Raw genomic sequence first — 26,990 nt, 5'->3', positions numbered from 1 at the left:
TCAGCCAATGGCTTTGGACGCCAGCCAGAACAGGCCGGCCGCCAAGCCCATCGAGGCAGGCAGGGTCAGGATCCAGGCCAGCAGGATGGTCTTCACGGTGCCGCCTTGCAGGCCACTTTTGTTGGCGACCATGGTGCCGGCCACACCGGACGACAGCACATGGGTGGTCGATACCGGCAGGGCGAACACGTTGGCCATGCCGATGGCGCAGGCTGCGGTGATCTGTGCCGACATACCTTGGGCGTATGTCATGCCCTGTTTGCCGATCTTCTCGCCAACGGTCAACACCACACGCTTCCAGCCAACCATGGTGCCAAGGCCCAGGGCCAGGGCGACGGCCACGATTACCCAGAATGGGGCGTATTCGGTGGTGGCGGTGAGGTCTTTGCGCAGTTTCTCAAGGTCGGCCTTTTCACGGGCTTCCAGGCCTGGCAGTTTGCCAACCTTCTTCGCCGTGTCATCCAGGCACAGCAGGTAGCGACGCACTTCGACGCGCTTCTCGGCGTCCAGGCTGTGGTAGTCGGTCACGCCTTGCAACGAGGACTGCAGTGCGGCGATGGTCGGTTCGGTCTGCTGTGGGTTGCAGCTGAACTGCTCCGGCAGGTCGCTGGCCTTGGCCTTGCCCAGTGCCAGGAATTCGCCCAGGGTCGCGGCATTGCGCTGGTAGAACTGGCTCATGTGCAGGGTAGCGTCGCGGGTACGCTCGATCTGGTACGTGGTGCTGTTCAGGTCGAGGACGAACTTGGCCGGGACGATACCGATCAGTACCAGCATGATCAGGCCGATGCCTTTCTGGCCGTCGTTGGAGCCGTGCACGAAGCTTACACCCATGGCGGAAACCACCAGGACCAGGCGGTTCCAGAACGGCGGGTGCTTCTTGTCGTCGAGCTTGCGGCGCTGCTCGGGGGTTTTGTGCATCTTCGACAGCGGGCGCCACCATTTCAGGCCGATCAGCACCAGGGCGGCAACGGCGAAGCCGGCCATGGGCGAGACCACCAGCGACATGGCGATGTCGATCGCCTTTTGCCAGTTGACGCCGTCGCCCAGCGGGATGTCGTTGATCAGGGCGTTGGCCAAGCCGACACCGAGAATGGAGCCGATCAGCGTGTGCGAGCTGGAGGCCGGGATGCCGAAGTACCAAGTGCCCAGGTTCCAGGTGATGGCCGCAGCCAGCAGCGAGAAGACCATGGCCAGGCCGTGTCCGGTGTTCACATTGATCAGCAGCTCTACCGGCAGCAGGTGCACGATGGCATAGGCCACCCCAACACCACCGAGCAGAACGCCAAGGAAGTTGAACACGCCGGAGAAGAACACGGCGAGGTGCGGCGGCATGGCTTTGGTATAGATGACAGTAGCTACCGCGTTGGCGGTGTCATGAAAGCCATTGATGAACTCGAAGGCGAGTACGAAGGTCAAGGCGAGCAGCAGGCTCACCAACACCCAGGCATCCAGTCCGCTGAATAAATCGATCATGAAGGTTGTCTGGCGGGTCATAGGGGGGCGGGATTATGCCAGAAAACCTTGGCAATCGATGCACCTGCTGCAGACCGATGGCAATCTTCATGGCGCACGCGAGCCGTGCTTGACGGGGACTATGGGTAGGTGAAAATCGGCTAAAAAGCACAAACGCTGGCGAAAAAAGACATAAAAGCGAAGAAAAATCCGCTTCGCCATTATTCAAACGGCCGTATGAAATTTGTGTAATTCCATTTCATCATCAGCCGGACAGTAAAAATCGACCGCGCCCGGGCTGGCCGGGCGACGACGCGCGGGCGTGGCTCCGAGCCTCAGGGATTGTCGCTGCGCAGTTCCTTTTCCATGCGTTCCAGTTCCTGGCTGAAGGACTGGTCACGCACGCTGGCACGTTTGCGCCAAGGTTTGCGTTCTGGATCCGGTTGTGCGGCGTAAGTGGTGACTTCGCCACCGTAAACATCCTTGTAACGTTCAGCCTGGCGCTCGAGTTCTGCGCGCAGTTCATCTTTCGTCACATGCAGTACCTGAATGAAGAGTAATGACTGTTTTTATGCATGGTGCACATGCACATGCCTTGCTGGCCGCAACGGCTTGATACAGCGGAAGGTTCCATTACCACGGTAGCGTGGGGGCCTGCGTAATCGATTATAGCAATCGATAATTTGCCGAACATCGTTATTTACCAAACCTGACATCAGCTGATGCAAGTACTGGGATGTGTTCGGAATCAGTTTGGACCTTTCGTACAAGTTTGAAAGGCATCACCGATAAAAGTTCGCTGCATTGCCGGAGCGCGGCTGTAATGAAAAACGGCCTCGCCGGAAGGCGAGGCCGTTGCCTGGGACTTCTACGGTGGGTACCTGACCAGTCTCTCCAAAGAAGCCACAAGTGGCATGAGAAAGGTATAAGCAAAAGTGTCGGCGGTCAATTGCGATTATCGGCCGTTTGTTCGATAATCGCACGAACCGGCGTTTTTTTTGAGGTGTGCGATGAGTGACGAAACCCTGGGCAACGATTCCGGCAATCCGGAGGCAGCACGACCTGCTTCGGCTGCCATGGCGCCGCCGATCGTGGCCTCCCCGGCCAAGCGCATCCAGGCCTTTACCGGCGATCCGGACTTCATGACCTCCCTGGCGCGTGGCCTGGCCGTGATCCAGGCGTTCCAGGAGCGCAAACGCCACCTGACCATCGCCCAGATCAGCCACCGCACCGAAATCCCCCGCGCAGCGGTGCGCCGTTGCCTGCACACGTTGATCAAGCTCGGTTACGCCACCACAGACGGGCGTACCTATTCGCTGCTGCCCAAAGTGCTTACCCTGGGGCATGCGTACCTGTCGTCGACGCCGCTGGCGATTTCTGCCCAACCCTACCTGGACCGCATCAGCGATCAGTTGCATGAGGCGGCCAACATGGCCACCCTCGAAGGTGACGACATCCTTTATATAGCGCGTTCGGCCACGGTGGAGCGGCTGATTTCGGTCGACCTGTCGGTGGGCGGTCGCTTGCCGGCGTATTGCACGTCGATGGGGCGCATTCTGCTGGCGGCCATGGACGACACCAGCCTGCGTGAGTACCTGGACCGTGCCGACCTGAAGGCGCGCACCAGTCGGACGCTGAATGACCCAGAGTCATTGTTTGCCTGCATCCAGCAGGTACGCGCCCAAGGGTGGTGCGTGGTGGACCAGGAGCTGGAGCAGGGGTTGCGCTCGATTGCAGTGCCGGTTTACGACGCTTCGGGGCAAGTGTTGGCGGCATTGAACGTGAGCACCCATGTTGGCCGGGTGACGCGCAGCGAGCTGGAGCAGCGGTTCTTGCCGATTCTGCTGGCGGCCAGCCGCGACCTTTGCCATCAGTTGTTCGGGTGAGGCCGCAGGGGCCGCAAAGCGGCCCCAAAATAGAACAGGCAAAACCGTTTCTTGTGCGATAAACGCACAGTGTCGTTCAGGGTGAATTGCTTCACCTACGCCCGCTGATTAATGTTTCTCGCAGCGGTCGGCTTGCCGACCGAACAAGAAAAACATAAGAGGCACTTACCCATGAATACTGTCACCTCGCTGCTGCGGCCGCACCCGCACGCAGTACCGTTGTATCCAGGCTGACGCAGACCCTATTTCCAATCATCGCCCTCTTGCACCGGTTATTCGCGTGCAGTGGCCTTGCTGTGCCCCACATTCTGGATAACAACAATGAACCAAGCACAAACCAACGTCGGCAAAAGCCTCGACGTTCAGTCGTTCATCAATCAGCAGCCGCTGTCCCGCTATCAGTGGCGGGTCGTGCTGTTGTGCTTCCTGATCGTTTTTCTCGATGGCCTGGACACCGCCGCCATGGGTTTCATTGCCCCGGCCCTGTCGCAGGAGTGGGGGATCGATCGCGCCAGCCTCGGCCCGGTGATGAGTGCCGCATTGATCGGGATGGTGTTCGGCGCCTTGGGCTCCGGGCCGCTGGCTGACCGTTTCGGCCGCAAAGGCGTGCTGGTGGGTGCTGTGCTGGTGTTCGGTGGCTTCAGCCTGGCCTCGGCCTATGCCACCAACGTCGACCAACTGCTGGTGTTGCGCTTCCTGACAGGGCTGGGCCTGGGGGCAGGTATGCCCAATGCCACCACGTTGCTGTCCGAATACACCCCTGAACGCCTCAAGTCGTTGCTGGTGACCAGCATGTTCTGCGGTTTCAACCTGGGCATGGCGGGTGGTGGCTTCATCTCCGCCAAGCTGATCCCGGCCTACGGCTGGCACAGCCTGCTGGTGATCGGTGGCGTGTTGCCGTTGCTGCTGGCACTGGTGTTGATGCTCTGGCTGCCGGAGTCGGCGCGGTTCCTGGTAGTACGCAACCGAGGCACCGACAAGGTGCGCAAGACTTTGTCGCCGATTGCGCCGCACGTAGTGGCCGAGGCCGGCAGCTTCAGCGTGCCGGAACAAAAGGCGGTGGCTGCACGCAACGTGTTTGCGGTGATCTTCTCTGGCACCTATGGGCTGGGCACCGTGCTGCTGTGGCTGACCTATTTCATGGGCCTGGTGATCGTCTACCTGCTGACCAGTTGGCTACCCACCCTGATGCGTGACAGCGGCGCGAGCATGGAACAGGCCGCGTTCATCGGCGCGCTGTTCCAGTTCGGTGGCGTGCTCAGTGCAGTTGGCGTGGGTTGGGCCATGGACCGTTTCAACCCACACAAGGTGATCGGCATTTTCTACCTGCTGGCCGGGGTGTTCGCCTACGCCGTGGGGCAGAGCCTGGGCAACATCACCTTGCTGGCCACGCTGGTGCTGATCGCCGGCATGTGCGTGAACGGTGCACAGTCGGCGATGCCATCTTTGGCGGCACGCTTCTACCCCACCCAGGGCCGGGCCACCGGTGTATCGTGGATGCTGGGTATCGGCCGCTTTGGCGCCATTCTGGGGGCCTGGAGCGGCGCGACGCTGCTGGGCCTGGGCTGGAACTTCGAGCAAGTGCTGACCGCACTGTTGGTGCCGGCGGCGCTGGCGGCCGTGGGTGTGATCGTGAAGGGCCTGGTGAGTCACGCGGACGCGACGTGATAAGCGGTGGGCCGCTATGCGGCCCATTCGCAGCAACGGCTCGATGCTTAGGCAAGCAACAAATGGTTCGATAATCGCACATATAGTCGATTATCGAATTGAAAGCTACCTGCCAGTCTCCTTAATCTGGGGCCACCGAAGCACCCTGACCAGGAGCCTCCAAATGCCACGTGCAGACCATTACCGAACCCACCCAAGTCGAGCTGTCCACCCTGTGTGACCTCGAAGCCCGTACCGCCGCAGCCCATGGCCAAGTGGCAGGAGAAAGCCTGATGCACGACGTATTCATCTGTGACGCCATCCGCACCCCGATCGGCCGCTTCGGCGGCGCCCTGGCCAGCGTGCGGGCCGATGACCTGGCCGCCGTGCCGCTGAAGGCGCTGATCGAGCGCAACCCCGGCGTGCAGTGGGACCAGGTGGACGAGGTGTTCTTCGGCTGCGCCAACCAGGCCGGTGAAGACAACCGCAACGTGGCACGCATGGCGCTGCTGCTGGCCGGCCTGCCGGACAGCATCCCCGGCGTCACCCTGAACCGCCTGTGCGCATCGGGCATGGATGCCATCGGCACCGCCTTCCGCGCCATTGCCAGTGGCGAAATGGAGCTGGTGATTGCCGGTGGTGTCGAGTCGATGTCGCGCGCCCCGTTCGTCATGGGCAAAGCCGAAAGCGGTTATTCGCGCAACATGAAGCTGGAAGACACCACCATCGGCTGGCGCTTCATCAACCCACTGATGAAGCACCAGTACGGCGTGGATTCCATGCCGGAGACCGCCGACAACGTGGCCGACGACTATCAGGTTTCGCGTGCTGACCAGGACGCTTTCGCCCTGCGCAGCCAGCAGAAAGCTGCAGCCGCCCAAGCGGCGGGCTACTTCGCCGAAGAGATCGTGCCGGTGCGCATTGCGCACAAGAAGGGCGAAACCATCGTTGAGCGTGACGAGCACCTGCGCCCGGAAACCACGCTGGAAGCGCTGACCAAGCTCAAGCCGGTCAATGGCCCTGACAAGACGGTCACCGCTGGCAACGCCTCGGGTGTGAACGATGGTGCGGCGGCGCTGATCCTGGCGTCGGCCGCAGCGGTGCAGAAACACGGCCTGACCCCACGTGCCCGCGTGTTGGGCATGGCCAGTGGCGGCGTTGCGCCACGTGTCATGGGCATTGGCCCGGTGCCGGCGGTGCGCAAGTTGACCGAGCGCCTGGGTGTGGCGGTCAGTGATTTCGATGTGATCGAGCTTAACGAAGCGTTTGCCAGCCAAGGCCTGGCGGTGTTGCGTGAGCTGGGTGTGGCCGACGACGCGCCGCAGGTGAACCCTAACGGCGGCGCGATCGCCCTGGGTCACCCGCTGGGCATGAGCGGTGCGCGCCTGGTGCTGACTGCACTGCATCAGTTGGAGAGGAGTGGTGGGCGCAAGGGCCTGGCAACCATGTGTGTGGGTGTCGGTCAGGGCCTGGCACTGGCCATCGAGCGGGTTTGACCTGTACCGGCCTCTTCGCGGGCAGCCCGCTCCCACAGGTGGAACCACGCCTCCTACTGTGGGAGCGGGCTTGCCCGCGAAGAGGCCGGACCTGTTAGACACAAGGCCAATTGCCAGCCTGATAGCGGAACGAGTGTGTTACCAGGTATGTCTAGACTTACCTAGGACCCTCCAGGAGTAAAACCGTCATGACCTCAACCTATTACACCGGCGAAGAACGCAGCAAGCGCATCTTCGCCATTGTCGGTGCCTCATCAGGCAACCTGGTGGAATGGTTCGACTTCTACGTCTACGCCTTTTGCGCGATCTACTTCGCCCCGGCCTTCTTCCCCTCCGATGACCCTACCGTGCAGCTGTTGAACACGGCAGGCGTGTTCGCTGCAGGCTTTTTGATGCGCCCCATCGGTGGCTGGATCTTCGGCCGTCTCGCTGACCGCCACGGTCGCAAGAATTCCTTGATGATCTCGGTGCTGATGATGTGTTTCGGCTCCTTGATGATCGCTTGCCTGCCTACCTATGCCAGCATCGGCACCTGGGCCCCGGCGCTGCTGTTGCTGGCCCGCCTGATCCAGGGCCTGTCGGTGGGTGGCGAATACGGCACCACCGCCACCTACATGAGTGAAGTGGCCCTGCGCGGCCAGCGCGGTTTCTTTGCTTCGTTCCAGTACGTCACCCTGATTGGCGGCCAGTTGCTGGCGGTGCTGGTGGTGGTGATCCTGCAACAACTGCTGACTGAAGATGAACTGCGGGCCTGGGGCTGGCGCATCCCATTCGTGGTGGGCGCCATCGCCGCGCTGATCTCGCTGATGCTGCGCCGCTCGCTGCACGAGACCAGCAGCGCCGAAACCCGTAATGACAAGGATGCAGGTTCGATTGGTGGCCTGTTCCGCAACCACGCAGCGGCGTTCATCACGGTGCTGGGTTACACCGCTGGCGGCTCGTTGATCTTCTACACCTTCACCACCTACATGCAGAAGTACCTGGTCAACACTGCAGGCATGACGGCGAAAAACGCCAGCTACGTGATGACCGGTGCGCTGTTCCTGTTCATGGTGCTGCAGCCGTTCTTCGGCATGTTGTCGGACCGCATCGGTCGGCGCAACTCGATGCTGCTGTTCGGCGCTTTGGGTACCCTGTTCACCGTGCCATTGCTGATGGCGCTGAAAACCGTGACCAGCCCGTTCATGGCCTTCGTTCTGATCAGCCTGGCCTTGTGTATCGTCAGTTTCTACACCTCCATCAGCGGCCTGGTGAAGGCCGAGATGTTCCCGCCGCAAGTACGCGCGCTGGGTGTGGGCCTGGCCTATGCGGTGGCCAACGCGGCATTCGGCGGTTCGGCCGAGTACGTGGCCTTGGGCCTGAAAACCCTGGGCATGGAAAACACCTTCTACTGGTACGTGACGGCGATGATGGCGATTGCCTTCCTGTTCAGCCTGCGCCTGCCGAAGCAGGCGGCGTACCTGCACCATGATGATTAAGGACGCTGCATGAGCAACCAACTGTTCGACGCCTACTTCACCGCGCCGGCCATGCGCGAGGTTTTTTCCGACCGTGGCCGGCTGCAGGGCATGCTCGATTTCGAAGCCGCGCTGGCCCATGCCGAGGCCGCTGCCGGGCTGGTCCCGCACAGCGCTGTGGCGGCCATCGAGGCAGCGTGCCAGGCCGAGCGCTATGACGTTGGCGCGCTGGCCAATGCCATCGCCACCGCTGGTAACTCGGCGATCCCGCTGGTGAAGGCGTTGGGCAAGGTGATTGCCACGGGCGTGCCTGAAGCCGAGCGCTATGTGCACCTGGGGGCTACCAGCCAGGACGCGATGGACACCGGTCTTGTGTTGCAGTTGCGCGATGCCCTCGATTTGATCGAAGCCGACCTTGGCAAACTGGCCGACACCCTGTCGCAGCAGGCCTTGAAGCATGCCGATACGCCATTGGTGGGCCGCACCTGGCTGCAGCACGCCACCCCTGTGACCCTGGGCATGAAACTGGCCGGTGTGTTGGGCGCCTTGACCCGCCACCGTCAGCGCCTGCGGGAACTTCGTCCGCGCCTGCTGGTGCTGCAGTTCGGCGGTGCCTCGGGCAGCCTGGCGGCACTGGGCAGCAAGGCGATGCCGGTGGCTGAAGCGCTGGCCGAGCAACTCAAGCTGACCCTGCCCGAGCAACCCTGGCACACCCAGCGCGACCGCCTGGTGGAATTTGCCTCGGTACTGGGCCTGGTTGCCGGCAGCCTGGGCAAGTTCGGCCGCGATATCAGCCTGCTGATGCAAACCGAGGCGGGGGAGGTGTTCGAACCTTCCGCACCAGGCAAGGGCGGTTCTTCGACCATGCCGCACAAGCGCAACCCGGTCGGTGCCGCGGTGTTGATCGGTGCTGCCACTCGCGTGCCGGGCCTGCTGTCGACGCTGTTCGCCGCCATGCCCCAGGAGCACGAGCGCAGCCTCGGCCTGTGGCACGCCGAATGGGAAACCCTGCCGGATATCTGCTGCCTGGTCTCTGGCGCCCTGCGCCAGGCCCAGGTGATTGCCGAGGGCATGGAGGTGGATGCCGTGCGCATGCGCCACAACCTCGATCTGACCCAAGGCCTGGTGCTGGCCGAAGCGGTGAGCATCGTCCTCGCCCAACGCCTGGGCCGTGACCGTGCTCACCACCTGTTGGAACAATGCTGCCAGCGCGCGGTGGCTGAACAGCGCCACCTGCGTGCTGTGCTGGGTGACGAGCCGCAGGTCAGCGCCGAGCTGTCTGGCGAAGAACTCGATCGCCTGCTCGACCCTGCCCATTACCTGGGCCAGGCCCGCGTCTGGGTGGCGCGCGCCGTATCCGAACATCAACATTTCACTGCCTGAAGGAGACTGCTGTGGCGCATTTGCAACTGGCCGATGGCGTTTTGAACTACCACATCGATGGCCCGGACAACGCCCCGGTGCTGGTATTGTCCAACTCGCTGGGTACCGACCTGGGCATGTGGGACACCCAGATTCCGCTGTGGAGCCAGCACTTCCGTGTGCTGCGCTACGACACCCGTGGCCATGGCGCATCGCTGGTCACCGAAGGCCCTTACAGCATCGAACAGCTGGGCCTTGACGTGCTGGCCCTGCTCGATGGCCTGGACATCCAGAAAGCGCACTTTGTCGGCCTGTCGATGGGGGGGCTGATCGGCCAGTGGCTGGGCATCAACGCCGGCGAGCGCCTGCACAGCCTGATCCTGTGCAACACCGCCGCCAAGATCGCCAATGACGAGGTGTGGAACACCCGTATCGACACCGTGCTCAAAGGTGGCCAGCAGGCCATGGTCGATCTGCGCGATGGTTCCATCGCCCGTTGGTTCACCCCAGGCTTTGCCCAGGCCCAGCCAGAGCAAGCCCAGCGCATTTGCCAGATGCTGGCGCAAACCAGCCCGCAGGGCTATGCCGGTAACTGCGCAGCAGTGCGTGACGCCGATTACCGTGAGCAACTGGGCCGCATCCAGGTGCCTGCACTGATCGTTGCCGGCACCGAAGACGTGGTCACCACCCCTGAACATGGCCGCTTCATGCAGGCCGGTATCCAAGGTGCCGAGTACGTCGACTTCCCGGCAGCGCACCTGTCCAACGTCGAAATTGGCGAGGCGTTCAGCCGCCGCGTGCTCGACTTCCTGCTGGCTCACTGAGGGCAACGCCATGGATGAAAAACAGCGTTACGACGCCGGCATGCAAGTGCGCCGTGCGGTGCTTGGCGATGCCCATGTGGACCGCAGCCTGGAGAAGCTCAACGACTTCAACGGCGAATTCCAGGAAATGATCACCCGCCACGCCTGGGGTGATATCTGGACCCGCCCAGGCCTGCCGCGCCATACCCGTAGCCTGATCACCATCGCCATGCTGATCGGCATGAACCGCAACGACGAGCTGAAGCTGCACCTGCGGGCGGCGGCCAACAACGGCGTGACCCGCGACGAGATCAAGGAAGTGCTGATGCAGAGCGCGATTTACTGCGGCATTCCGGCAGCCAATGCCACCTTCCACATGGCTGAGTCGGTGTGGGACGAGCTGGGTGTAGAGTCGCGTAGCTGAGTGCTACGCGGTCGCTCCTACACAGACCGCATCACAACAGGGCCTGCGTTGTTTTCTACGGCCTGTTTCAGGGCCGGGCACAGGCCCAGCATGAACGCGGCTTCTGCCACCACGAACAGCGGCCCGATGATCAAGCCGCTGACATCGTCGACGAAGGCCGGTTTGCGGCCTTCATAGTAGTGGCCGACGAACTGGATGATCCAACCCACCACGAATGCCCCTAGCCCGGCGCTGAGCCACAGTGCAGTCGTTTGCACTGCCAGCACCTGGCCGACCCACAGACATAGCCCCAGCAATGCACCCATCACCAGGCCGAAGCGCAGGTCCAGGCGCAGGTAGAACCATACCGATGCCGCCGCTGCCAGCAGGGCAGGGGAAAGCCACATGCCGGCAAATTCCCAGCCTGGGCGTGAAAGCAGGATGGTGACCGCCAGCACGATCATAGGGATACCGATGAAGTGAGTGATGATGTTGCGTGGGTCGCGGTGGTAGCTGGCGTACTGGCTCAGGTGGTCGACGAGGGTTTTCATTGTTATGCCTCCCTGGTTTGCCTGATCGGGGTGTATTGCCTGTACCCGCGAAGAGGCCGGTACAGGCAACCGATATAGCTCAGGATAGCCTGCGGCTACCACCATCATCAGCTCAGCGAATGGCAGCAGCCCGTACAGGCGTATCCAGCCCCACCAGTGTCTCGATCATCGCCCGCGCCGCTGGCGACAGACGGTAGCCACTGCGGCTGACCACGCCACAGCGAACGCTCAACACTTCCAGCGCCGGCGGCAGGTTGCGCCAGTGCAGGCGCACCAGGCTTCCGTTGGCCAGGTCATCGGCCACGGCCTCTTCACTGGCAGTGCCGATAGCATCGCTGGCCTGCACCACGCTGCGCAGTATGGCCAGGTGCTCGGTTTGCAGGTGCGGCGTGAAGTCGCTTCGCCCACTGAGGTTGGCCAGGCGTTTGCGTACACCGGGGTCAAGCAAAGCGCTGGCCAGCGGGTAGCTGAACAGGTCGTTGGTCGACAGGCTGTCCTTGGCCAGCAACGGGTGGCCAGGGCGGCAGAAGAAAAGGCCGGGGCGGGGTGACAAGGCTTCGGTGTGGAAGTTGGGGTCGGCTTCGAACGGGCGGATATCGTCGACGAAAAACTCGATCTGTTCACGGCGCAGGGCCTGACCCAGACGTTCGGTATCGTCCACCAGCAGCGAGGTGCGGATGCCTGGGTGGCGTTCGATGAAGTGGCGCAAGGCATCGGGCACCAGGCGCACGGCCAGCGCCGGGCCACTGCCGAAGTGCAGTTCGCCGGCGTCGAGCTTGGTCATTTGCAGCACTTCGTTGCTCAACTGCGCAGCCCCCTGTACCAGGCGCCGGGCATGTTGCAGCACCACAAGGCCTTCTGGGGTGGGCGGCAGGGCTTTGCTGGCGCGGTCGACCAGTGGGCAGCCGAACGTGTGTTCCAGGCCCTGGATGGCGCGGCTGAAGGCGGGTTGGGTGATGCCCATGGCCTCGGCGGCCCGAACGAAACTGCGGTATTCGGTGAGGGCAATGAAGTAGCGCAGCTGGCGGAGGTCCATGTCACGGCTCTGGGGCGGGGATCAGGGCTCTATTCAAGCGGTTACAGCTTATATCGTCAAAGAAGCTTTAAGGATTTGTTTATTTCTTTTGGTTATTTTGTTGTATCTCCGGCCTCTTCGCGAGTTCCTCGCGAAGAGGCCAGCAGATTCAAAGCAGATTCAGCGGGTAACTCACGATCAGGCGGTTCTCATCGAACGCATTGGTGCTGAAGTCCCGGCGCATGGTGGAGTTGCGCCATTTCACCGACAGGTCCTTGAAGCTGCCCGACTGCACCACATAGGCCAGCTCGGTTTCCCGTGCCCATTCCTTGCCATCGTCCACGTTGCCAACGGTCACGTTGTCACCCTTGATGTAGCGGTTCATCAGGGTCAGGCCGGGTACGCCGACGGTGGCGAAGTTGAAGTCATGGCGAACCTGCCAGGAGCGCTCCTTGGCATTGTCGAAGCTCGAGTTGTAGCTGTCGTTGGCCAGGGTGCCGCCACTGGTGCCATTGACCCGCATCCAGGCATCGTCGCCGCTCACCTTCTGCAGCCCGACATAGAAGGTATGGCCTTGGTAGCGTGCCGAAAGCAGGGCGGAAGCGGTGCGGTTGTCCAGCTTGCCGGCACGTTCGCCGCCGTCTTCCTTGCCGATGAAGTAGCCGAGGTTGGCGCCCAGGGTCCAGTCGCCCAGCGGCTGGCTGTGCGTCAGGTTGAGGTACTGCTGGCGGTAGATGTCCTTGAGCTGGGCGTCCCACAGGCCAATCATGGTGCGCTTGTCGTTGAAGGTGTACTCACCGCCGCCGAAGTTGAATCGGTCGGAGGTGAACGCGGCTTTGCCGTTCAGCGACATGTCTTCCATGCTGGCGTCATTGCGCGGGCTGTTGCCGCGGAACTGGCCGGCGTACAGGGTCAGGCCGGCGATTTCCTTGGAGGTCAGCTGGCCACCGCGGAAGGTTTGCGGCAGCGAACGGCCATCGTCCGAGCGCAGGATCGGTAGTACCGGCATCCATTCACCGACTTTCAGTTCGGTTTCGGACAGCTTGGCTTTCAGTGCTACACCCAACCGGCCAAAGTCATCGGCAGGGCGGCCGTCGTCATGCACGGGCAGCAGGTGAGTGTTGGTGGTGCCTTTGCCACCGTCGAGCTTGACCGAATACAGGCCCAGGACGTCCACGCCGAAACCGACGGTGCCCTGGGTAAACCCGGAACGGGCGTCGAGGATAAAGCTTTGCGTCCATTCCTCGGCCTTGCCCTGCGGATGGGCCGGGTCGACGAAGTTGCGGTTGATGTAGAAGTTGCGCAGGTTGAGGGTGGCCTTGGCGTCCTCCATGAATCCACCTTCGTTGGCGGCGAACACGGGGAGGGCGCAGGACATGGCTAACAAGCCGGGCAGCAGCTGGCGTGCGGGTTGCAAAGTGCTCATCTGTCGTGGATCTCTTGTTTTTATGGGGCGAGCCGGTGCACTGCTGGATCGAGCCGGCAGGTGCGGGTCTTTAGTGATGAACTTGGGCAACGTTGCGTGGGGGATGGTGCGGGGTTGGGCGGGGGTGAGGCAATTCGCCGCAAACGGAACGGGGCGATAATCGAACGGAATGTTCCGGTTGGTTAATTCTTTCTGTACCGACGAATAAAAAGCCCACCGTGAAGGTGGGCTTGACGTTGCTGCGAACTCAATCAGCCTTTCGGTGCATCCACCGACGCCTGCTGGTTGGCCTGCCCGGTCTGCTCGTACCAGCCACCGCCGAGCGCCTTGTACAGGTTGACCTCGCTGGTCAGCTGCGAAAGACGGTCGCCGATCAGTGCCTGTTGGGCGCTGAACAGGTTGCGCTGGGCGTCGAGGAAGGTCAGGTTGCTGTCGATCCCGATGCGATAACGGCGTTCGGCCAGGCGGTAGTAATCCTGGTTCGCCTGCACCAGGTCGCGCTGGGCCTGCAGCTGCTCTTCGAAGGTCTTGCGCGCCGCCAGGCCATCGGAGACTTCCTGGAAGGCGGTCTGGATGGTTTTTTCGTACTTGGCGACGTTGATGTCCTTCTGGATCTTCGAATAATCCAGGCTGGCCTTCAGGCTGCCGGCGTTGAAGATCGGCAGGTTGATCTGCGGCTGGAACAGCCAGGTGCCCTGGCCACCTGCGAACAGGTGGCCCATGTCGGGGCTCAGGCTGCCCGCGTTGGCGGTCAGGCTGATGCTCGGGAAGAACGCTGCGCGGGCCGCGCCAATGTTGGCATTGGCGGCCTTGAGCAGGTGCTCGGCTTCCTGGATGTCCGGGCGGCGCTGGAGGATATCCGACGGCAGGCCGGCCGGCACTTCGGCCAACTGGTCGGCATTGAGCTCCAGCGGCTTGGCCAGGTCGGCTGGAATGCCGGTGCCCAGCAGCACGGTCAGGCTGTTGACGTCCTGGGCGACCAGGCGCTGATACTGCGAGTACTTGACCCGGGCGCCTTCCACGGCGGTGCGTGCCTGGCTGACGTCGAGTGCAGAAGCGACGCCGACTTCATTGCTGCGACGGGTGAGGTTGTAGCTTTCCTCGTAGGTCTTCAGCGTTTCTTCGGTCAGCTTGAACAGGGCCTGGTCGGCCTGCCAGGTGTAGTAGGCATTGGCCACGCTGGCCACCAGGGCGATTTGCGTGGAACGACGCGCCTGCTCGCTGGACAGATAGGTTTCCAAGGCTTGCTCGGTCAGGCTGCGCACGCGGCCGAACAGGTCCAGCTCGTAGGCGCTGACACCCAGGGTTGCCGAATACTGGCTGGTGATGCCAGATTCACCGGTTTGCGACATGTTCGCCGGGACGCGCTGGCGGCTGCCGCTGCCGGTGGCCGAAACCGCCGGGAACAGGTCGGCACGCTGAATGCGGTACTGCGCGCGGTAGGCGTCCAGGTTCAGCGCCGCGACGCGCAGGTCGCGGTTGTTCACCAGCGAGGTCTGGATCAGCTGTTGCAGCGCCGGATCGTGGAAGAACTGGCGCCAGCCCTGTTCGGCGGCGGCAACATCCGCCGATTGCGTTGGCGAGTACGCAGGGCCTTGCGGCCACTGCGCAGCCACCGGCGCTTCCGGGGTCTGGTAGTCAGGGATCAGCGAGCAGCCGCCAAGAATGAAAGCGGTTACCGCCAGGGACAACAAAGACTTGGTCATTGCCCAGCCTCATAACGTGGAGTTTCAGGGGTGACGTCTTTTTCCGGCTCTTTGCTGCCGAACAGCGACGACACTGCGACGAAGAACAGCGGTACCCAGAAGATAGCCAGTACGGTCGCACTGATCATGCCGCCGATCACACCCGTACCGATGGCGTGCTGGCTGCCGGCGCCGGCGCCGCTGGCGATGGTCAACGGTACCACGCCAAGGATGAACGCCAGCGAGGTCATGATGATCGGGCGCAGACGCATGCGGCACGCCTCGATCGCCGCGTCGTACAGGCTGCGGCCTTGCTCGTGCAGTTCCTTGGCGAACTCGACGATCAGAATGGCGTTTTTCGCCGCCAGGCCGATGGTGGTCAACAGGCCGACCAGGAAGTACACGTCGTTGGACAAGCCGCGCAGACTGGTGGCGATCAGTGCACCGATGATACCCAGCGGTACTACCAGTACCACGGCGATCGGGATCGACCAGCTTTCGTACAGGGCTGCCAGGCACAGGAACACGAACAGTACCGAGAGGGCGAACAGCGCCGGCATCTGCGAACCGGAGAGCTTTTCCTCGTAGGACATGCCGGTCCAGGAGAAGCCTACACCGCTTGGCAGTTCGCCAGCGATACGCTCGACCTCGGCCATGGCTTCACCGGTACTGTAGCCCGGCGCCGGCGCACCGAGGATTTCCATCGCCTCGACGCCGTTGTAACGCGACAGTTTCGGCGAGCCGTAGGTCCATTCGCCTTTGGCGAAGGAGGAGAACGGCACCATCTCGCCTTTGCCGTTGCGCACGTACCACTTCTGCAGGTCTTCAGGGCTCATTCGGGCGTTGGGTTCGCCCTGGATGTACACCTTCTTGACTCGGCCACGGTCGATGAAGTCGTTGACGTAGCTGGCACCCAGGGCAATCGACAGGGTGTTGTTGATGTCGGCAATGGTCACGCCCAGGGCGCTGGCACGCTCGTCATCGATGGTCAACTGATACTGCGGTTCATCGTTCAGGCCGTTAGGGCGCACAGCGCTGAGGATCTTGCTCTGCGCGGCCTTGGCCAGGAACTGGTTGCGCGCTTCCATCAACTTCTCGTGGCCGACACCACCGCGGTCCTGCAGGAACACGTCGAAACCGGTGGCGTTACCCAGTTCGAGTACCGCAGGTGGGGCGAAGGCGAACACCATTGCATCACGGAAGGTGAAGAAGTGCTGCTGGGCACGCTGGGCCAGGGCGAACACGCTGTTCTCCTTGGAACGTTCATCCCAGGGTTTGAGCATGATGAATGCCATGCCCGAACTCTGCCCGCGACCGGCAAAGTTGAAGCCGTTGACGGTGAACACGGACGCTACGGTGTCGGCTTCATCCTTCAACAGATACTCACGCATCTGGTCGACCACCACCTGGGTGCGCTCGGCACTGGAGCCTGCCGGGGTTTGCACCTGGGCGAACAGCACGCCCTGGTCTTCCTCGGGCAGGAACGCGGTTGGGATGCGAGCGAACAGCCAGATCATGCCGACCACGATCAGCGCATAGGCCAGCAGGAACGGCACCTTGTTGCGCAGGATAGTGCCCACGCTGCGCTCGTAGCCGTTCACGCTGCGGTCGAAGTTGCGGTTGAACCAACCGAAGAAGCCGCCTTTGGCAGTGTGGTGCTCGCCCTTCTTCAGCGGCTTGAGCATGGTGGCGCAAAGCGCCGGGGTGAAGATAAGCGCAACCAGCACCGACAGGCCCATGGCCGAGACGATGGTGATGGAGAACTGCCGGTAGATCACACCCGTGGAACCGCCGAAGAACGCCATCGGCAGCAGTACGGCCGACAGTACCAGGGCGATACCCACCAGGGCACCCTGGATCTGTTCCATCGAACGCTTGGTGGCTTCCTTGGGCGGCAAGCCTTCCTCGGACATCACCCGCTCGACGTTTTCCACCACGACGATGGCGTCGTCCACCAGCAAACCGATGGCCAGGACCATGGCGAACATGGTCAGGGTGTTGATGCTGAAGCCCGCGGCGGCAAGGATGCCGAAGGTACCCAGTAACACCACCGGTACGGTCATGGTGGTGATGATGGTGGCGCGGAAGTTCTGCAGGAACAGGTACATCACCAGGAACACCAGGACCACGGCTTCGATCAGGGTGTGGATCACGCCGCTGATCGATTCGGTGACCACCGGAGTGGTGTCATACGGGAATACCGCTTTCACCCCAGGCGGGAAGAACGGTTCCAGGCCTTTGATGGTCTCGCGCAGTGCCTTGGCGGTGTCCAGGGCGTTGGCGCCGGTAGCCAGTTTTACTGCCAGGCCGGAAGCCGGCTTGCCGTTGAACTGAGCGCTGACCGCGTAGTTTTCACCCCCCAGACCTACCTGGGCGACATCACCCAGACGCACCTGCGAACCGTCGTTGTTGACCTTGAGCAGGATCTTCTCGAACTGCTCGGCGGTTTGCAGGCGGGTCTTGCCGATGATGGTGGCGTTCAGCTGGGTGCCCGGCATGGCCGGCAGGCCGCCGAGCTGGCCGGAGGACACCTGCACGTTCTGCGCGGCCACGGCGGTCTTGACGTCGACCGGGGTCAGCTGGAATTTGTTCAGCTTGGCCGGATCGAGCCAGATACGCATGGCGTACTGTGCACCGAACACCTGGAAGTCACCCACACCCGCTGTACGCGAGATCGGGTCCTGCATGTTGGAGACGATGTAGTTGGCCAAGTCATCCTTGGTCATGCTGCCGTCTTCGGACACCAGGCCGATCACCAGCAGGAAGTTCTTCACAGCCTTGGTGACGCGGATACCTTGCTGCTGCACTTCTTGTGGCAGCAGTGGGGTGGCCAGGTTCAGCTTGTTCTGTACCTGAACCTGGGCGGTGTCGGGGTTGGTGCCCTGTTCGAAGGTGGCGGTAATGGTCATGCTGCCGTCGGAGTTACTTTCCGACGACACATAACGCAGGTTGTCGATACCGTTGAGCTGCTGCTCGATCACCTGCACCACGGTGTCCTGCACGGTTTGCGCCGAGGCGCCCGGGTAGGTCACGGCGATGGCGATGGCCGGCGGTGCGATGCTGGGGTACTGGTTGATCGGCAACTTCAGGATCGACAAGGCCCCGACCAGCATGATCACCAAGGCGATCACCCAGGCGAAGATCGGGCGATCGATAAAGAACTTCGACATGGTTTACTCCGCTTTGGCGTCTGCTTTTGCCGCGTTGGCCTGATCAGGGCTGGCCGGCTTCTGGACGTTGGTGGCTTCGCTGACCTTCACCTCGACACCTGGGCGCACGTACTGCAGCCCTTCGGTAATCAGGCGGTCACCTGGGTTGAGGCCTTCTTCGATCAGCCAGTCGCTGCCCAGGGTACGGTTGGCCTTCAACTGACGCAGTTCGACCTTGTTTTCCTGGTTGACCACCAGTGCGGTCGGCGCGCCTTTCAGGTCGCGGGTCACGCCTTGTTGCGGCGCCAGGATGGCGTTGGCGTTGACCCCGGCCTTCAGCCGCGCATGCACGAACATGCCTGGCAGCAGGGTGTGGTCAGGGTTGGGGAACAGGGCGCGCAGGGTGACCGAGCCGGTGGTTTCGTCGACCGCGACTTCGGAGAACTCCAGGCGACCTTCCTGCTTGAACAGGCTGCCGTCTTCCAGCACCAGCTGAACCGAGGCGGCGTTGTCGCCGGCCTTCTGCAACTGGCCGCTCTCCAGGTCACGGCGCAGCTTGAGCAGCTCGGCGGTGGACTGGGTAACGTCGACGTAGATCGGGTCGAGTTGCTGGATGGTGGCCATGGCGTTGGTCTGGCCGTTGCTCACCAGTGCACCTTCGGTGAACGAAGAACGACCGATACGGCCGCTGATCGGTGCCAGAACCTTGGTGTAGCGCAGGTCGATCTGGGCGCTCTTGAGCGAAGCCTCGGCCTGCAATCGTTTGGCATTGGCGTCGTCGTATTCCTGTTTGGAGACGGCTTGCTCGTCAATCAGCTGCTTGTAGCGCTCGGCCAGCGAGCGGGTAGCCTGCAGGTTGGCCTGGGCATTGGCCAGGGTGGCTTCGTACACGGCAGGGTCGATCTGGTACAGCTGCTGGCCTTCCTTGACGTCGCTGCCTTCCTTGAACAGGCGCTTGAGGATGATGCCGTTGACCTGCGGGCGCACCTCGGCAACGCGGTAGGCAGTGGTACGCCCCGGCAATTCCGAGGTCAGGGTGAAGGCTTGGGGCTGGATGGTCACGACGCCGACCTGAGGAGCCTGCGCCGCTGGCGCTGCTTCTTCTTCTTGCAGCCACTGAGCAGGGTTGCCAGGGCGACGGCGGAAACCAGAGCGGTAACGGCTGGCTTGAATTGCATGAGGATCCTCGGGTCGCAGGAGCAGGGAGACGCTCAAGAGTAATGGAAGAGACTTGATCTGGAAAAATTGCTATCCGGTGGATAAATAGCTTGCTAAGGAATATACTTACATTCATGGTTGTTTGTAAATACCGCTGGGTTGTACTTGGGTACTGCCACAGCCCTTGATTAGCTCATCCGTGAGGCCCCCTGCAGAGGTGCCACCGGAGCGTTCCCCGCACGCGCTGCGCGTTCGGGCCAGATGAGGTTGTACTGCCATGGTCCGTCGAACCAAAGAAGAAGCCCAGGAAACCCGCGCCCAGATCATCGAGGCGGCGGAAAAGGCCTTCTACAAGCGCGGGGTTGCGCGAACCACACTGGCTGACATCGCCGAACTCGCGGGTGTGACGCGCGGGGCTATCTACTGGCACTTCAACAACAAGGCCGAGTTGGTGCAGGCGTTGCTCGACAGCCTGCACGAGACCCATGACCATTTGGCGCGGGCGAGCGAAAGCGAGGACGAACTCGATCCGCTTGGCTGCATGCGCAAGCTGCTGTTGCAAGTGTTCAACGAGCTGGTGCTCGATGCCCGAACCCGGCGTATCAATGAAATCCTGCATCACAAGTGCGAGTTCACCGATGACATGTGTGAAATTCGCCAGCAGCGCCAGGGTGCGGTGCTGGATTGCCACAAGGGCATCACCCTGGCGTTGGCCAATGCCGTACGCCGGGGCCAGTTGCCTGGCGAGCTGGATGTCGAGCGCGCGGCGGTGGCCATGTTCGCCTATGTCGATGGCCTGATCGGGCGCTGGCTGCTGCTGCCTGACAGTGTCGATCTGTTGGGTGATGTCGAAAAATCGGGTCGACACCGGGCTGGATATGCTGCGCTTGAGCCCGGCGTTGCGCAAATGACACTTTGTTAAGGATTGTGAGGGAGTGTTTCCCCTTTGTGTTAAGAGGGGATTAACAGCGTGGCCGCCTTGCGGCCCCTGGGATATTAGTACCCGCGCAGTCGTCTGTCAGGCAACGCCAATGCGGCAAAAAGCCCCAGTACCGCAATCAGCGCGCTGCCCATCAGCAACTGCCGGAATGTCTCCAGCAAGCGTCCCTGTGTCACCAGGTCCACTTCACCGGCCTTCAGGCTCCCCAGCAACGGGTTACCCAGCAATTCGAAACCACCTTGGTGCAGCAGTGCCAGCAACAGGCTGGACATGCACGCCACGCCCATGGCCCCGCCCAGCGAGCGGAACAGGTTGGTGGTGCTGGTGGCCACGCCAATGTCCTTGCTGGCCACCGCGCTTTGCGTGCCCACCAGCGAGGTCGGAAACTGCAGCCCGCAAGCAATGCCGGTCAGCAGCATGAACAGTGCACTGAGCAACGTTGACTGCGGCGGCGTCAGTGCCATGGCGAAAATGGCCACTGGCATCAGCAGCGCACCGGCCAGGATCTGCGGCTTGTAGCGCCCGGTCCGGCTGGTCATGCGCCCGCCTGTGAAGGCCCCCATGGGCAACCCCATGGCCAGTGGCAGCAGGTGCAGGGCAGCGCTGTCGGCACCGGCGCCAGTGATGCCCTGGTAGCGCAAGGGCATGAGCATGGTCAGGGAAATCGACTGGAAGCTGGCGAAGAAGATCACCCCCCAGCAAAGTACCGCCACCCGGTTGCCGAACAGCCCGAGCGGCAGCAGCGGCTCTGGGCAGCGGCGTTCGTGGGCGATGAACAACGCCAGGCCGAGTAGGGCGCAGGCGAACAGCGCCAGCACGGCCGAGTCGGCCCAGGCCTGGCCCTGGCCGACCAAGGTGATCCCCAGCAGCAGGCTGCCAAGGCCGAGGATCAACAGCACGGCGCCAAGGTAGTCGACCTGGGCCTCGCGACGCTGCACCGGCATGCCGGCGAGGGCGCGGCGTATGGCCCACAAGGCGACCAGCCCCAGCGGCAGGTTGATCCAGAATACCCAGCGCCACGACAAGTACTCGGTCAGCCAGCCGCCCAGCACTGGCCCAGCGACGCTGGCCACGGCGTACATGCTGCTGAAATAGCCCTGGTAGCGGCCGCGTTCACGCGGCGGTACGAAGTCGCCGATGATCGCCTGGCTCACCGAGACCATACCGCCCGCGCCAATGCCCTGGAGTACCCGGGCCAGCACCAACTGCTGCATGTCCTGGGCCATGGCACAGGCAATCGAGGCCAGGGTGAACAAGCTGATCCCGGTGAGGATCATCCGGCGCCGGCCGTAAAGGTCGCCCAGCTTGCCGTAGATTGGTACGGCCACGGTCATTGCCACCATGTACCCGGAGATCACCCAGGCCAGCAGGCCGACGTCGTTGAACTGGGCCGAGATGGCCGGCAGCGAGACGGCGACGATGGTCTGGTCCAGTGCGCCGAGGAAGATGGCCAGCATCAGGGCGGTGAGCACGTTGCGCAGGGTGGTGGGGGGCAGGGCAGCAGTCACGGGAATACCTTGTCTTGTCTATGCAAGCCTCTTTGTGGGCAAGCCCACTCCCATAGAGGCCCACGAATTGTAACCTGAGTTAGGTAGCTTCCTATGTACTATCTGCATCCCCTATGCCGAATCGGCATTGGCGCATTCATCCAGTGCTGCATGGCCGCGTGATATCGTTGGTATGCCACAGGGGCTGAAATCCGGGGCTTGCACCAGGTTGGTGCAACATTCTGCCGCAGGTTTTTCAGGCCGCTGTCTCCCACACCTTTTATTCCTCTGCCTGCATGTCGAGCATGACCGCCCAGATGGCGACGGTTGGAACAGGTCAGGTAGACCCGATTACAGGGGTCGGTAGTTACCGTTCAAATTTCAACTTAATTGCGGAGTGATCATGCCCAAGGCTTCCCATCAAGATCTGCGTTTTGCCTTCCGCGAGCTGCTCGCTTCAGGTTCCTGTTTCCACACGGCATCGGTGTTCGACCCGATGTCGGCACGCATTGCCGCAGACCTGGGCTTCGAGGTCGGTATCCTCGGTGGTTCCGTTGCATCCTTGCAGGTGCTGGCCGCACCGGACTTCGCCCTGATCACCCTCAGCGAGTTCGTCGAGCAGGCCACCCGTATCGGTCGGGTCGCGCAACTGCCGGTGCTGGCCGACGCTGACCACGGCTATGGCAATGCGCTGAACGTGATGCGCACGGTGATCGAACTGGAGCGCGCCGGTGTGGCCGCACTGACCATCGAAGACACGCTGCTGCCAGCCCAGTTCGGGCGCAAGTCCACCGACCTGATCCCGGTCGAAGAGGGCGTTGGCAAGATCCGTGCGGCCCTGGAGGCGCGGGTCGATTCGTCGCTGTCGATCATTGCCCGTACCAACGCTGGGGTACTCAGCACCGAAGAAATCATTGTGCGTACCCAGAGCTACCAGAAGGCCGGTGCCGATGCTATCTGCATGGTGGGGGTTAAGGACTTCGAACAGCTCGAGCAGATTGCCGAGCACTTGACTGTGCCGCTGATGCTGGTCACCTATGGCAACCCGAACCTGCGCGACGACGAGCGCCTGGCGCGCTTGGGCGTGCGCATTGTGGGTCGATGGTCACGCGGCCTACTTTGCCGCGATCAAGGCCACCTACGATTGCTTGCGGCTGCAGCGTGGCCAGCAAAACAAGTCGGAAAACCTCAGTGCCACCGAACTCTCGCACACCTACACCCAGCCTGAAGATTACATCCGCTGGGCCAAGGAATACATGAGCGTCGAAGAGTGACCGGCAGGGCGCCGTCGACTCAACGGACGGCGCTCAAGGTTGCGGTGTGGGGCACGCAATGTGCCCGCTCGCAGCTGTTGGCGGCGCTAGGCTGGCTGCGCAGCAGCTCGACGCGCCAGCAGGCCGAGCCATACAGCCCTGCGACTGCGGTCAGGGCCATGACAACGGCGACTCTTCTTGATTTGATACCCATGGTGCTCACCTCCCATTACAGCGATAGGGGTGTACAGCATTAGTATAGATCCTGGTCCCACTCCGGCTCGTCCTTGAACCGCAGCACTAGAAAATCCAGCATGCTCCGCAAGGTTGCCGGCATGTGTTTGCGCGACGTGTACACCGCATTCAGGTTCAATTCACGCGGCCTCGCCTCGGGCAGCAGGCGCATCAGTTCGCCTCGGCGCAGGGCCTCGGCTGCCTGATAGGTCGGCAGCATGGCGATACCCGCGCCAGCCAGTGCTGCCTTCTGCAGGGTCATCGCCTCGTTGGCGCTGATGTTCCCCGCCACCGGCACGGCGACGTGCTGCCCGGCCACCTCGAAATGCCACAGGCTGTGGCCGAAGTAGGCGTGGGTCAGGCAGTTGTGTCGGCTCAGTTCCTCGACCCGTTGTGGCGTGCCGTGCTCGTGCAGGTAGGCCGGTGCCGCGCACACCACCGAGCGGCACACGCTCAGGCGCCGGGCGATCAGGTTGGGGTCCAGGTCGTTGCTGGTACGAATGGCCAGGTCGATGCGCTCGTCCACCAGGTTGACGGTGCGGTCGAGCATTTGCAGTTCCACCTTCACTCCAGGGTAACGCTGCACGTAGGCTGCTACGGCGTCTACCAACTGTGCTTGGCCGAATGAGGTACTGACGCTGATACGCAGTGCACCCTTTGGTGCGTCTTCCGGCTGCTGCACGGCGGCCTGCAGGTCGCCGGCCAGTTCCAGCAGTTGCCGGCAGCGGGGCAGGGTTTCCTGGCCGGCGGCCGTGAGGCTGAGCTTGCGCGTGGTGCGCTGCATCAGCCGCGCGCCAACCCAGTCCTCCAGCTCGGCCAGATAGCGCGATACTACCGGTCGCGACAATTGCAGATGATCCGCTGCCGCCGACTGGCTGCCCAGGTCGACGACGGTTACGAATACGCGCATGGCGTTCAGACGGTCCATGATTTGCCCGATTTCAGAAACAAACTATGTTCGAGCATCGCATTTTTTGTGACGGATTGGGCAACTAAGCTGTTGGGCATTGTTCAGCTGAAGGCGTTGCTCATGTCCCTGTTCTCTCCTTTGCGTGGCCTGCTGCTGGCCTGCGTTGCCCTGGCCGGCCCGGTGCTGGCTGCCGAGCCCTTGCAGTTGGAGGTCTACAACCCCGGGCACGAAGCGATATTCCCGGTCAGCTCGGTGATCGTCAGTGGTCAACATGACGCCGTGCTGGTCGATGCCCAGTTCGGCAAAGCCCAGGCCGAGCAGTTGGTGCAGCGCTTGCGAGCCGGTGGCAAGCACCTGACCAGCATCTACATCAGCCATGGCGACCCGGATTACTATTTCGGCCTGGATACCCTGACCCAGGCTTTCCCCGACGCCAAGGTGCTGGCTTCAGCCGCGACCGTTGCGCATATTCGCCAGACCATGGGCGCCAAGCTGGCGTACTGGGGGCCGCAGATGGGGGCGGACAAGCCCGCGCGGCTGGTGCTGCCGCAAGTGCTCGAAGGCAACCGCCTGATGCTGGAAGGGCAGGCCTTGGACGTGGTTGGCCTTGACGGCCCACAGCCAGACCGCAGCTTTGTCTGGATCCCGTCGATCAAGGCGGTGGTCGGTGGGGTAGTGGTGTCCGAGCATATTCATGTGTGGATGGCCGATACCCAAACAGCCAAGTCGCATGCCGATTGGCTCGCCACCCTGGCGCGGATCGAAGCGCTGGCGCCGCGCACAGTCGTCCCGGGCCATTATCTGGGGGACAGCAGCCGTTCATTGCAAGCTGTGCGTTTCACTGCGAACTACATTCGTGATTTCGATGCCGAAACCGTCAAAGCAAAAGATGCTGGCGTCTTGATCGAGGCCATGAAGCATCGTTACCCAGGCCTGGCCGATGAAAGCTCCCTGGAGCTTGGGGCCAAGGTCGCCAAGGGCGAGATGAAGTGGTAATTCCGTTCAACTGATGGAGAGTTTCCCATGAGCAAGATTGCAATCATCGGTGCCACTGGCCGCGCTGGCAGCCAGTTGCTGGAAGAGGCCCTGCGCCGTGGCCATAGTGTGCTGGCCATTGCCCGCGACCCTTCCCGTTTGCAGGGGCGTGACGGGGTGACCGTCAAAGCGCTGGATGCCAAGGATAGCGCGGCCCTGCAAGCGGCTGTCGAGGGTGTGGACGCGGTGTTGAGCGCGGCGCATTTTTCGACCATCGAGCCGCACGCGATCATCGAGCCAGTCAAGCGCGCCGGGGTCAAGCGGTTGCTGGTGGTGGGGGGGGCCGGCAGCCTGTTGTTGCCGTCGGGGCACCGGGTGATCGACAGCCCGGACTTCCCGGAAGCCTACAAGGCCGAGGCCACTGCCGGGGTGCGTTTTCTGGAGGCGTTGCAGCGCGAGCCAAACCTGGACTGGACCTTTCTCTCGCCGTCGGCGGAGTTCGTTGAAGGTGAGCGTAGCGGGCGCTACACGTTGGGTAAGGATCACCTGCTGATCGGTGCGGACGGCAAGAGCTGGATCACCTTTGCCGATTATGCGATTGCCATGCTCGACGAGCTGGAAAAGCCTGCGCATTCACGGCAGCGCTTCACAGTCGGTTACTGAGTCGCCTGCTTCGTGGGCACGCACGCTCCCACAGGTATTGCACAAATTCCAAGCCCTGTGCTGTACCTGTAGGAGCGTGCGTGCCCGTGTATGGGCCCTCACTGGCTAGCCTGGCGCTGCAGCCAATCCAGCAACTCCGTTAAACCCGGTGGCAAGCTTCTGGCCTGGCTTACCAGGTAATAACCTTTACCCGTCAGCACCTTCAGCGCAAACGGCATGCACAGCCGCCCCCCGCGCAAGTCATCGCCAATCAGCGACCAATCACCGATAGCCACGCCAGTCCCCTGCGAGGCCATGGCCATTGCCATGTCCAGCGTCTCGAAATGCTGCTTGGGCCCATGACTGGCCAGCGTCACACCTGCTGCCTGCAACCACAACCGCCAATCATGCTCATCTCGTGACGGGTGCAGCAGCATATGCCGCGCCAGGTCTTCCACCTGCTGCAAGGGCAGCGGCCCTTGAAGCAGTGACGGTGCGCATACCGGTGTCAGTTGCTCATCGAACAACTTGCGCACGTGCAGCCCGTGGTTCGGTGCATCGCCATAGACCACCGCGGCGTCAAAGCCCTCGCGGCGAAAATCCACCCCATGCTGCACGGTGGTGGTGAGTTCGACCGGTATGTCCGGGCGCAGGGCTTGCCATTCCATCAGGCGTGGCAGTAGCCAGCGCATCACGCAGGTCGGCGCCTTGAGCTGCAAGGTCGTGCTGTGCTCGCCCACCTCGCGCACGCCTTGATCGATCAGCGCGAACACCTGCTGCACCCGAGGCAGCCAGTCCTGGCCTTCACGGGTCAGGCTCAAACCGCGGGCCTCGCGCTTGAACAGCGCATAACCCAGGTGCTCTTCGAGGGCTGCGATCTGCCGGCTGACGGCGCCCTGGGTGATGTGCAACTGTTGCCCTGCACGGGTGAAATTGCAGTGCTGGGCAGTGACCAGAAAGGTGTACAGGGCAGGCAGAGGCGGGAGGCGTTTCATTGCAGTAAGCCATGATCACAGGACATGGCTAGTATGTGTTTTTTTACATTGTGGGGATAGCCGT

20 protein-coding genes and 3 pseudogenes are annotated in these 26,990 nt (G+C 62.3%); 11 read left to right on the top strand and 12 right to left on the bottom strand.

The genetic code is table 11. The features are described 5' to 3' along the window. Together AB5975_04645 and AB5975_04640 are read right to left on the bottom strand one after the other, a co-directional pair. A complete protein-coding gene (locus AB5975_04645; GenBank protein ID XDR21197.1) occupies nt 1-1,473 on the bottom strand; it encodes an inorganic phosphate transporter in 1,473 nt (490 codons plus the stop codon). Between the two features lie 314 nt (nt 1,474-1,787). Beyond that, a complete protein-coding gene (locus AB5975_04640; GenBank protein XDR21196.1) occupies nt 1,788-1,988 on the bottom strand; it encodes a hypothetical protein in 201 nt (66 codons plus the stop codon). Between the two features lie 474 nt (nt 1,989-2,462). Between AB5975_04640 and pcaR the strand changes: the two genes are divergently transcribed. The 7 genes from pcaR to pcaC all read left to right on the top strand — a co-directional run bounded on the left by pcaR (nt 2,463) and on the right by pcaC (nt 10,527). Continuing rightward, complete coding sequence (gene pcaR / locus AB5975_04635) at nt 2,463-3,338, top strand: pca regulon transcriptional regulator PcaR (GenBank protein ID XDR21195.1); 876 nt, start codon at nt 2,463-2,465, stop codon at nt 3,336-3,338. Nucleotides 3,339-3,659: 321 nt separating this feature from the next. Continuing rightward, nucleotides 3,660-5,006: an MFS transporter gene (locus tag AB5975_04630; GenBank protein ID XDR21194.1), complete on the top strand. Its 1,347-nt coding sequence runs from the start codon at nt 3,660-3,662 to the stop codon at nt 5,004-5,006. 269 nt (nt 5,007-5,275) lie between these two features. After that, the gene (pcaF, locus tag AB5975_04625; GenBank protein ID XDR22918.1) at nt 5,276-6,481 is read left to right on the top strand and encodes a 3-oxoadipyl-CoA thiolase; all 1,206 of its coding nucleotides are present in this window, start codon (nt 5,276-5,278) and stop codon (nt 6,479-6,481) included. A gap of 188 nt (nt 6,482-6,669) precedes the next feature. Then, complete coding sequence (locus tag AB5975_04620) at nt 6,670-7,959, top strand: MFS family transporter (GenBank protein ID XDR21193.1); 1,290 nt, start codon at nt 6,670-6,672, stop codon at nt 7,957-7,959. A gap of 9 nt (nt 7,960-7,968) precedes the next feature. Next, nucleotides 7,969-9,321 (top strand): 3-carboxy-cis,cis-muconate cycloisomerase, encoded by a 1,353-nt coding sequence (locus AB5975_04615; protein ID XDR21192.1) that lies wholly within the window; start codon nt 7,969-7,971, stop codon nt 9,319-9,321. Nucleotides 9,322-9,332: 11 nt separating this feature from the next. Then, entirely contained in the window at nt 9,333-10,124 is a 792-nt protein-coding gene (gene pcaD, locus AB5975_04610; GenBank protein ID XDR21191.1) for a 3-oxoadipate enol-lactonase, read from the top strand. Nucleotides 10,125-10,134: 10 nt separating this feature from the next. Further along, the gene (gene pcaC, locus AB5975_04605; protein XDR21190.1) at nt 10,135-10,527 is read left to right on the top strand and encodes a 4-carboxymuconolactone decarboxylase; all 393 of its coding nucleotides are present in this window, start codon (nt 10,135-10,137) and stop codon (nt 10,525-10,527) included. 17 nt (nt 10,528-10,544) lie between these two features. Here pcaC and AB5975_04600 read toward each other — a convergent pair whose 3' ends face one another. From AB5975_04600 to ttgA, 6 genes and pseudogenes are all read right to left on the bottom strand, one after another. Next, nucleotides 10,545-11,057, bottom strand: a complete 513-nt coding sequence (locus AB5975_04600; GenBank protein ID XDR21189.1) for a DUF962 domain-containing protein — start codon at nt 11,055-11,057, stop codon at nt 10,545-10,547. Nucleotides 11,058-11,169: 112 nt separating this feature from the next. Continuing rightward, entirely contained in the window at nt 11,170-12,093 is a 924-nt protein-coding gene (locus AB5975_04595) for a LysR family transcriptional regulator (GenBank protein XDR21188.1), read from the bottom strand. A gap of 148 nt (nt 12,094-12,241) precedes the next feature. Next, nucleotides 12,242-13,498: an OprD family porin gene (locus AB5975_04590; GenBank protein ID XDR21187.1), complete on the bottom strand. Its 1,257-nt coding sequence runs from the start codon at nt 13,496-13,498 to the stop codon at nt 12,242-12,244. A gap of 251 nt (nt 13,499-13,749) precedes the next feature. Then, nucleotides 13,750-15,204: an AdeC/AdeK/OprM family multidrug efflux complex outer membrane factor gene (locus AB5975_04585; protein ID XDR21186.1), complete on the bottom strand. Its 1,455-nt coding sequence runs from the start codon at nt 15,202-15,204 to the stop codon at nt 13,750-13,752. Further along, complete coding sequence (gene ttgB / locus AB5975_04580; GenBank protein ID XDR21185.1) at nt 15,201-18,353, bottom strand: multidrug efflux RND transporter permease subunit TtgB; 3,153 nt, start codon at nt 18,351-18,353, stop codon at nt 15,201-15,203. Before ttgB ends, AB5975_04585 begins: the two co-directional genes overlap by 4 nt. Nucleotides 18,354-18,356: 3 nt before the next feature. Next, nucleotides 18,357-19,510 (bottom strand): annotated as a pseudogene (gene ttgA, locus AB5975_04575) (toluene efflux RND transporter periplasmic adaptor subunit TtgA). Between the two features lie 257 nt (nt 19,511-19,767). On the opposite strand from ttgA, the pseudogene ttgR reads away from it, so the two are divergent. Beyond that, nucleotides 19,768-20,401: pseudogene (gene ttgR, locus AB5975_04570) on the top strand (efflux transport transcriptional regulator TtgR). Nucleotides 20,402-20,486: 85 nt separating this feature from the next. Here the strand turns inward: ttgR and AB5975_04565 are convergent. Next, entirely contained in the window at nt 20,487-21,938 is a 1,452-nt protein-coding gene (locus AB5975_04565; protein XDR21184.1) for an MDR family MFS transporter, read from the bottom strand. A 382-nt stretch (nt 21,939-22,320) separates the two neighbouring features. Between AB5975_04565 and AB5975_04560 the strand changes: the two are divergent. Beyond that, nucleotides 22,321-23,191: pseudogene (locus AB5975_04560) on the top strand (oxaloacetate decarboxylase). A 19-nt stretch (nt 23,192-23,210) separates the two neighbouring features. Here the strand turns inward: AB5975_04560 and AB5975_04555 are convergent. After that, nucleotides 23,211-23,384, bottom strand: a complete 174-nt coding sequence (locus AB5975_04555) for a hypothetical protein (GenBank protein XDR21183.1) — start codon at nt 23,382-23,384, stop codon at nt 23,211-23,213. Nucleotides 23,385-23,423: 39 nt separating this feature from the next. Further along, nucleotides 23,424-24,332: a LysR family transcriptional regulator gene (locus AB5975_04550; protein ID XDR21182.1), complete on the bottom strand. Its 909-nt coding sequence runs from the start codon at nt 24,330-24,332 to the stop codon at nt 23,424-23,426. Nucleotides 24,333-24,434: 102 nt separating this feature from the next. Between AB5975_04550 and AB5975_04545 the strand changes: the two genes are divergently transcribed. Both AB5975_04545 and AB5975_04540 read left to right on the top strand, forming a co-directional pair. Continuing rightward, entirely contained in the window at nt 24,435-25,310 is an 876-nt protein-coding gene (locus tag AB5975_04545) for an MBL fold metallo-hydrolase (GenBank protein ID XDR21181.1), read from the top strand. A gap of 27 nt (nt 25,311-25,337) precedes the next feature. Then, entirely contained in the window at nt 25,338-25,952 is a 615-nt protein-coding gene (locus tag AB5975_04540; protein XDR21180.1) for an NAD(P)-dependent oxidoreductase, read from the top strand. A gap of 98 nt (nt 25,953-26,050) precedes the next feature. Here AB5975_04540 and AB5975_04535 read toward each other — a convergent pair whose 3' ends face one another. Continuing rightward, nucleotides 26,051-26,926 (bottom strand): LysR substrate-binding domain-containing protein, encoded by an 876-nt coding sequence (locus tag AB5975_04535; GenBank protein XDR21179.1) that lies wholly within the window; start codon nt 26,924-26,926, stop codon nt 26,051-26,053. Nucleotides 26,927-26,990: the final 64 nt, after the last annotated feature.

Origin of the sequence: Pseudomonas putida (assembly GCA_041071465.1) — a bacterium.
Classification (GTDB): domain Bacteria; phylum Pseudomonadota; class Gammaproteobacteria; order Pseudomonadales; family Pseudomonadaceae; genus Aquipseudomonas; species Aquipseudomonas putida_P.
Note: the sequence above shows the minus strand (reverse complement) of the source record. Positions and strands in the feature narration are given on the sequence as shown.

What these genes read in the sequence shown, in the direction of transcription:
- AB5975_04645 (XDR21197.1), bottom strand. Translation starts at nt 1,473, where the DNA reads ATGATCGATTTATTCAGCGGACTGGATGCCTGGGTGTTGGTGAGCCTG.
- pcaR (XDR21195.1), top strand. Translation starts at nt 2,463, where the DNA reads ATGAGTGACGAAACCCTGGGCAACGATTCCGGCAATCCGGAGGCAGCA.
- AB5975_04630 (XDR21194.1), top strand. Translation starts at nt 3,660, where the DNA reads ATGAACCAAGCACAAACCAACGTCGGCAAAAGCCTCGACGTTCAGTCG.
- AB5975_04620 (XDR21193.1), top strand. Translation starts at nt 6,670, where the DNA reads ATGACCTCAACCTATTACACCGGCGAAGAACGCAGCAAGCGCATCTTC.
- AB5975_04615 (XDR21192.1), top strand. Translation starts at nt 7,969, where the DNA reads ATGAGCAACCAACTGTTCGACGCCTACTTCACCGCGCCGGCCATGCGC.
- pcaC (XDR21190.1), top strand. Translation starts at nt 10,135, where the DNA reads ATGGATGAAAAACAGCGTTACGACGCCGGCATGCAAGTGCGCCGTGCG.
- AB5975_04600 (XDR21189.1), bottom strand. Translation starts at nt 11,057, where the DNA reads ATGAAAACCCTCGTCGACCACCTGAGCCAGTACGCCAGCTACCACCGC.
- AB5975_04595 (XDR21188.1), bottom strand. Translation starts at nt 12,093, where the DNA reads ATGGACCTCCGCCAGCTGCGCTACTTCATTGCCCTCACCGAATACCGC.
- AB5975_04590 (XDR21187.1), bottom strand. Translation starts at nt 13,498, where the DNA reads ATGAGCACTTTGCAACCCGCACGCCAGCTGCTGCCCGGCTTGTTAGCC.
- AB5975_04585 (XDR21186.1), bottom strand. Translation starts at nt 15,204, where the DNA reads ATGACCAAGTCTTTGTTGTCCCTGGCGGTAACCGCTTTCATTCTTGGC.
- ttgB (XDR21185.1), bottom strand. Translation starts at nt 18,353, where the DNA reads ATGTCGAAGTTCTTTATCGATCGCCCGATCTTCGCCTGGGTGATCGCC.
- AB5975_04555 (XDR21183.1), bottom strand. Translation starts at nt 23,384, where the DNA reads ATGGGTATCAAATCAAGAAGAGTCGCCGTTGTCATGGCCCTGACCGCA.
- AB5975_04550 (XDR21182.1), bottom strand. Translation starts at nt 24,332, where the DNA reads ATGGACCGTCTGAACGCCATGCGCGTATTCGTAACCGTCGTCGACCTG.
- AB5975_04545 (XDR21181.1), top strand. Translation starts at nt 24,435, where the DNA reads ATGTCCCTGTTCTCTCCTTTGCGTGGCCTGCTGCTGGCCTGCGTTGCC.
- AB5975_04540 (XDR21180.1), top strand. Translation starts at nt 25,338, where the DNA reads ATGAGCAAGATTGCAATCATCGGTGCCACTGGCCGCGCTGGCAGCCAG.
- AB5975_04535 (XDR21179.1), bottom strand. Translation starts at nt 26,926, where the DNA reads ATGAAACGCCTCCCGCCTCTGCCTGCCCTGTACACCTTTCTGGTCACT.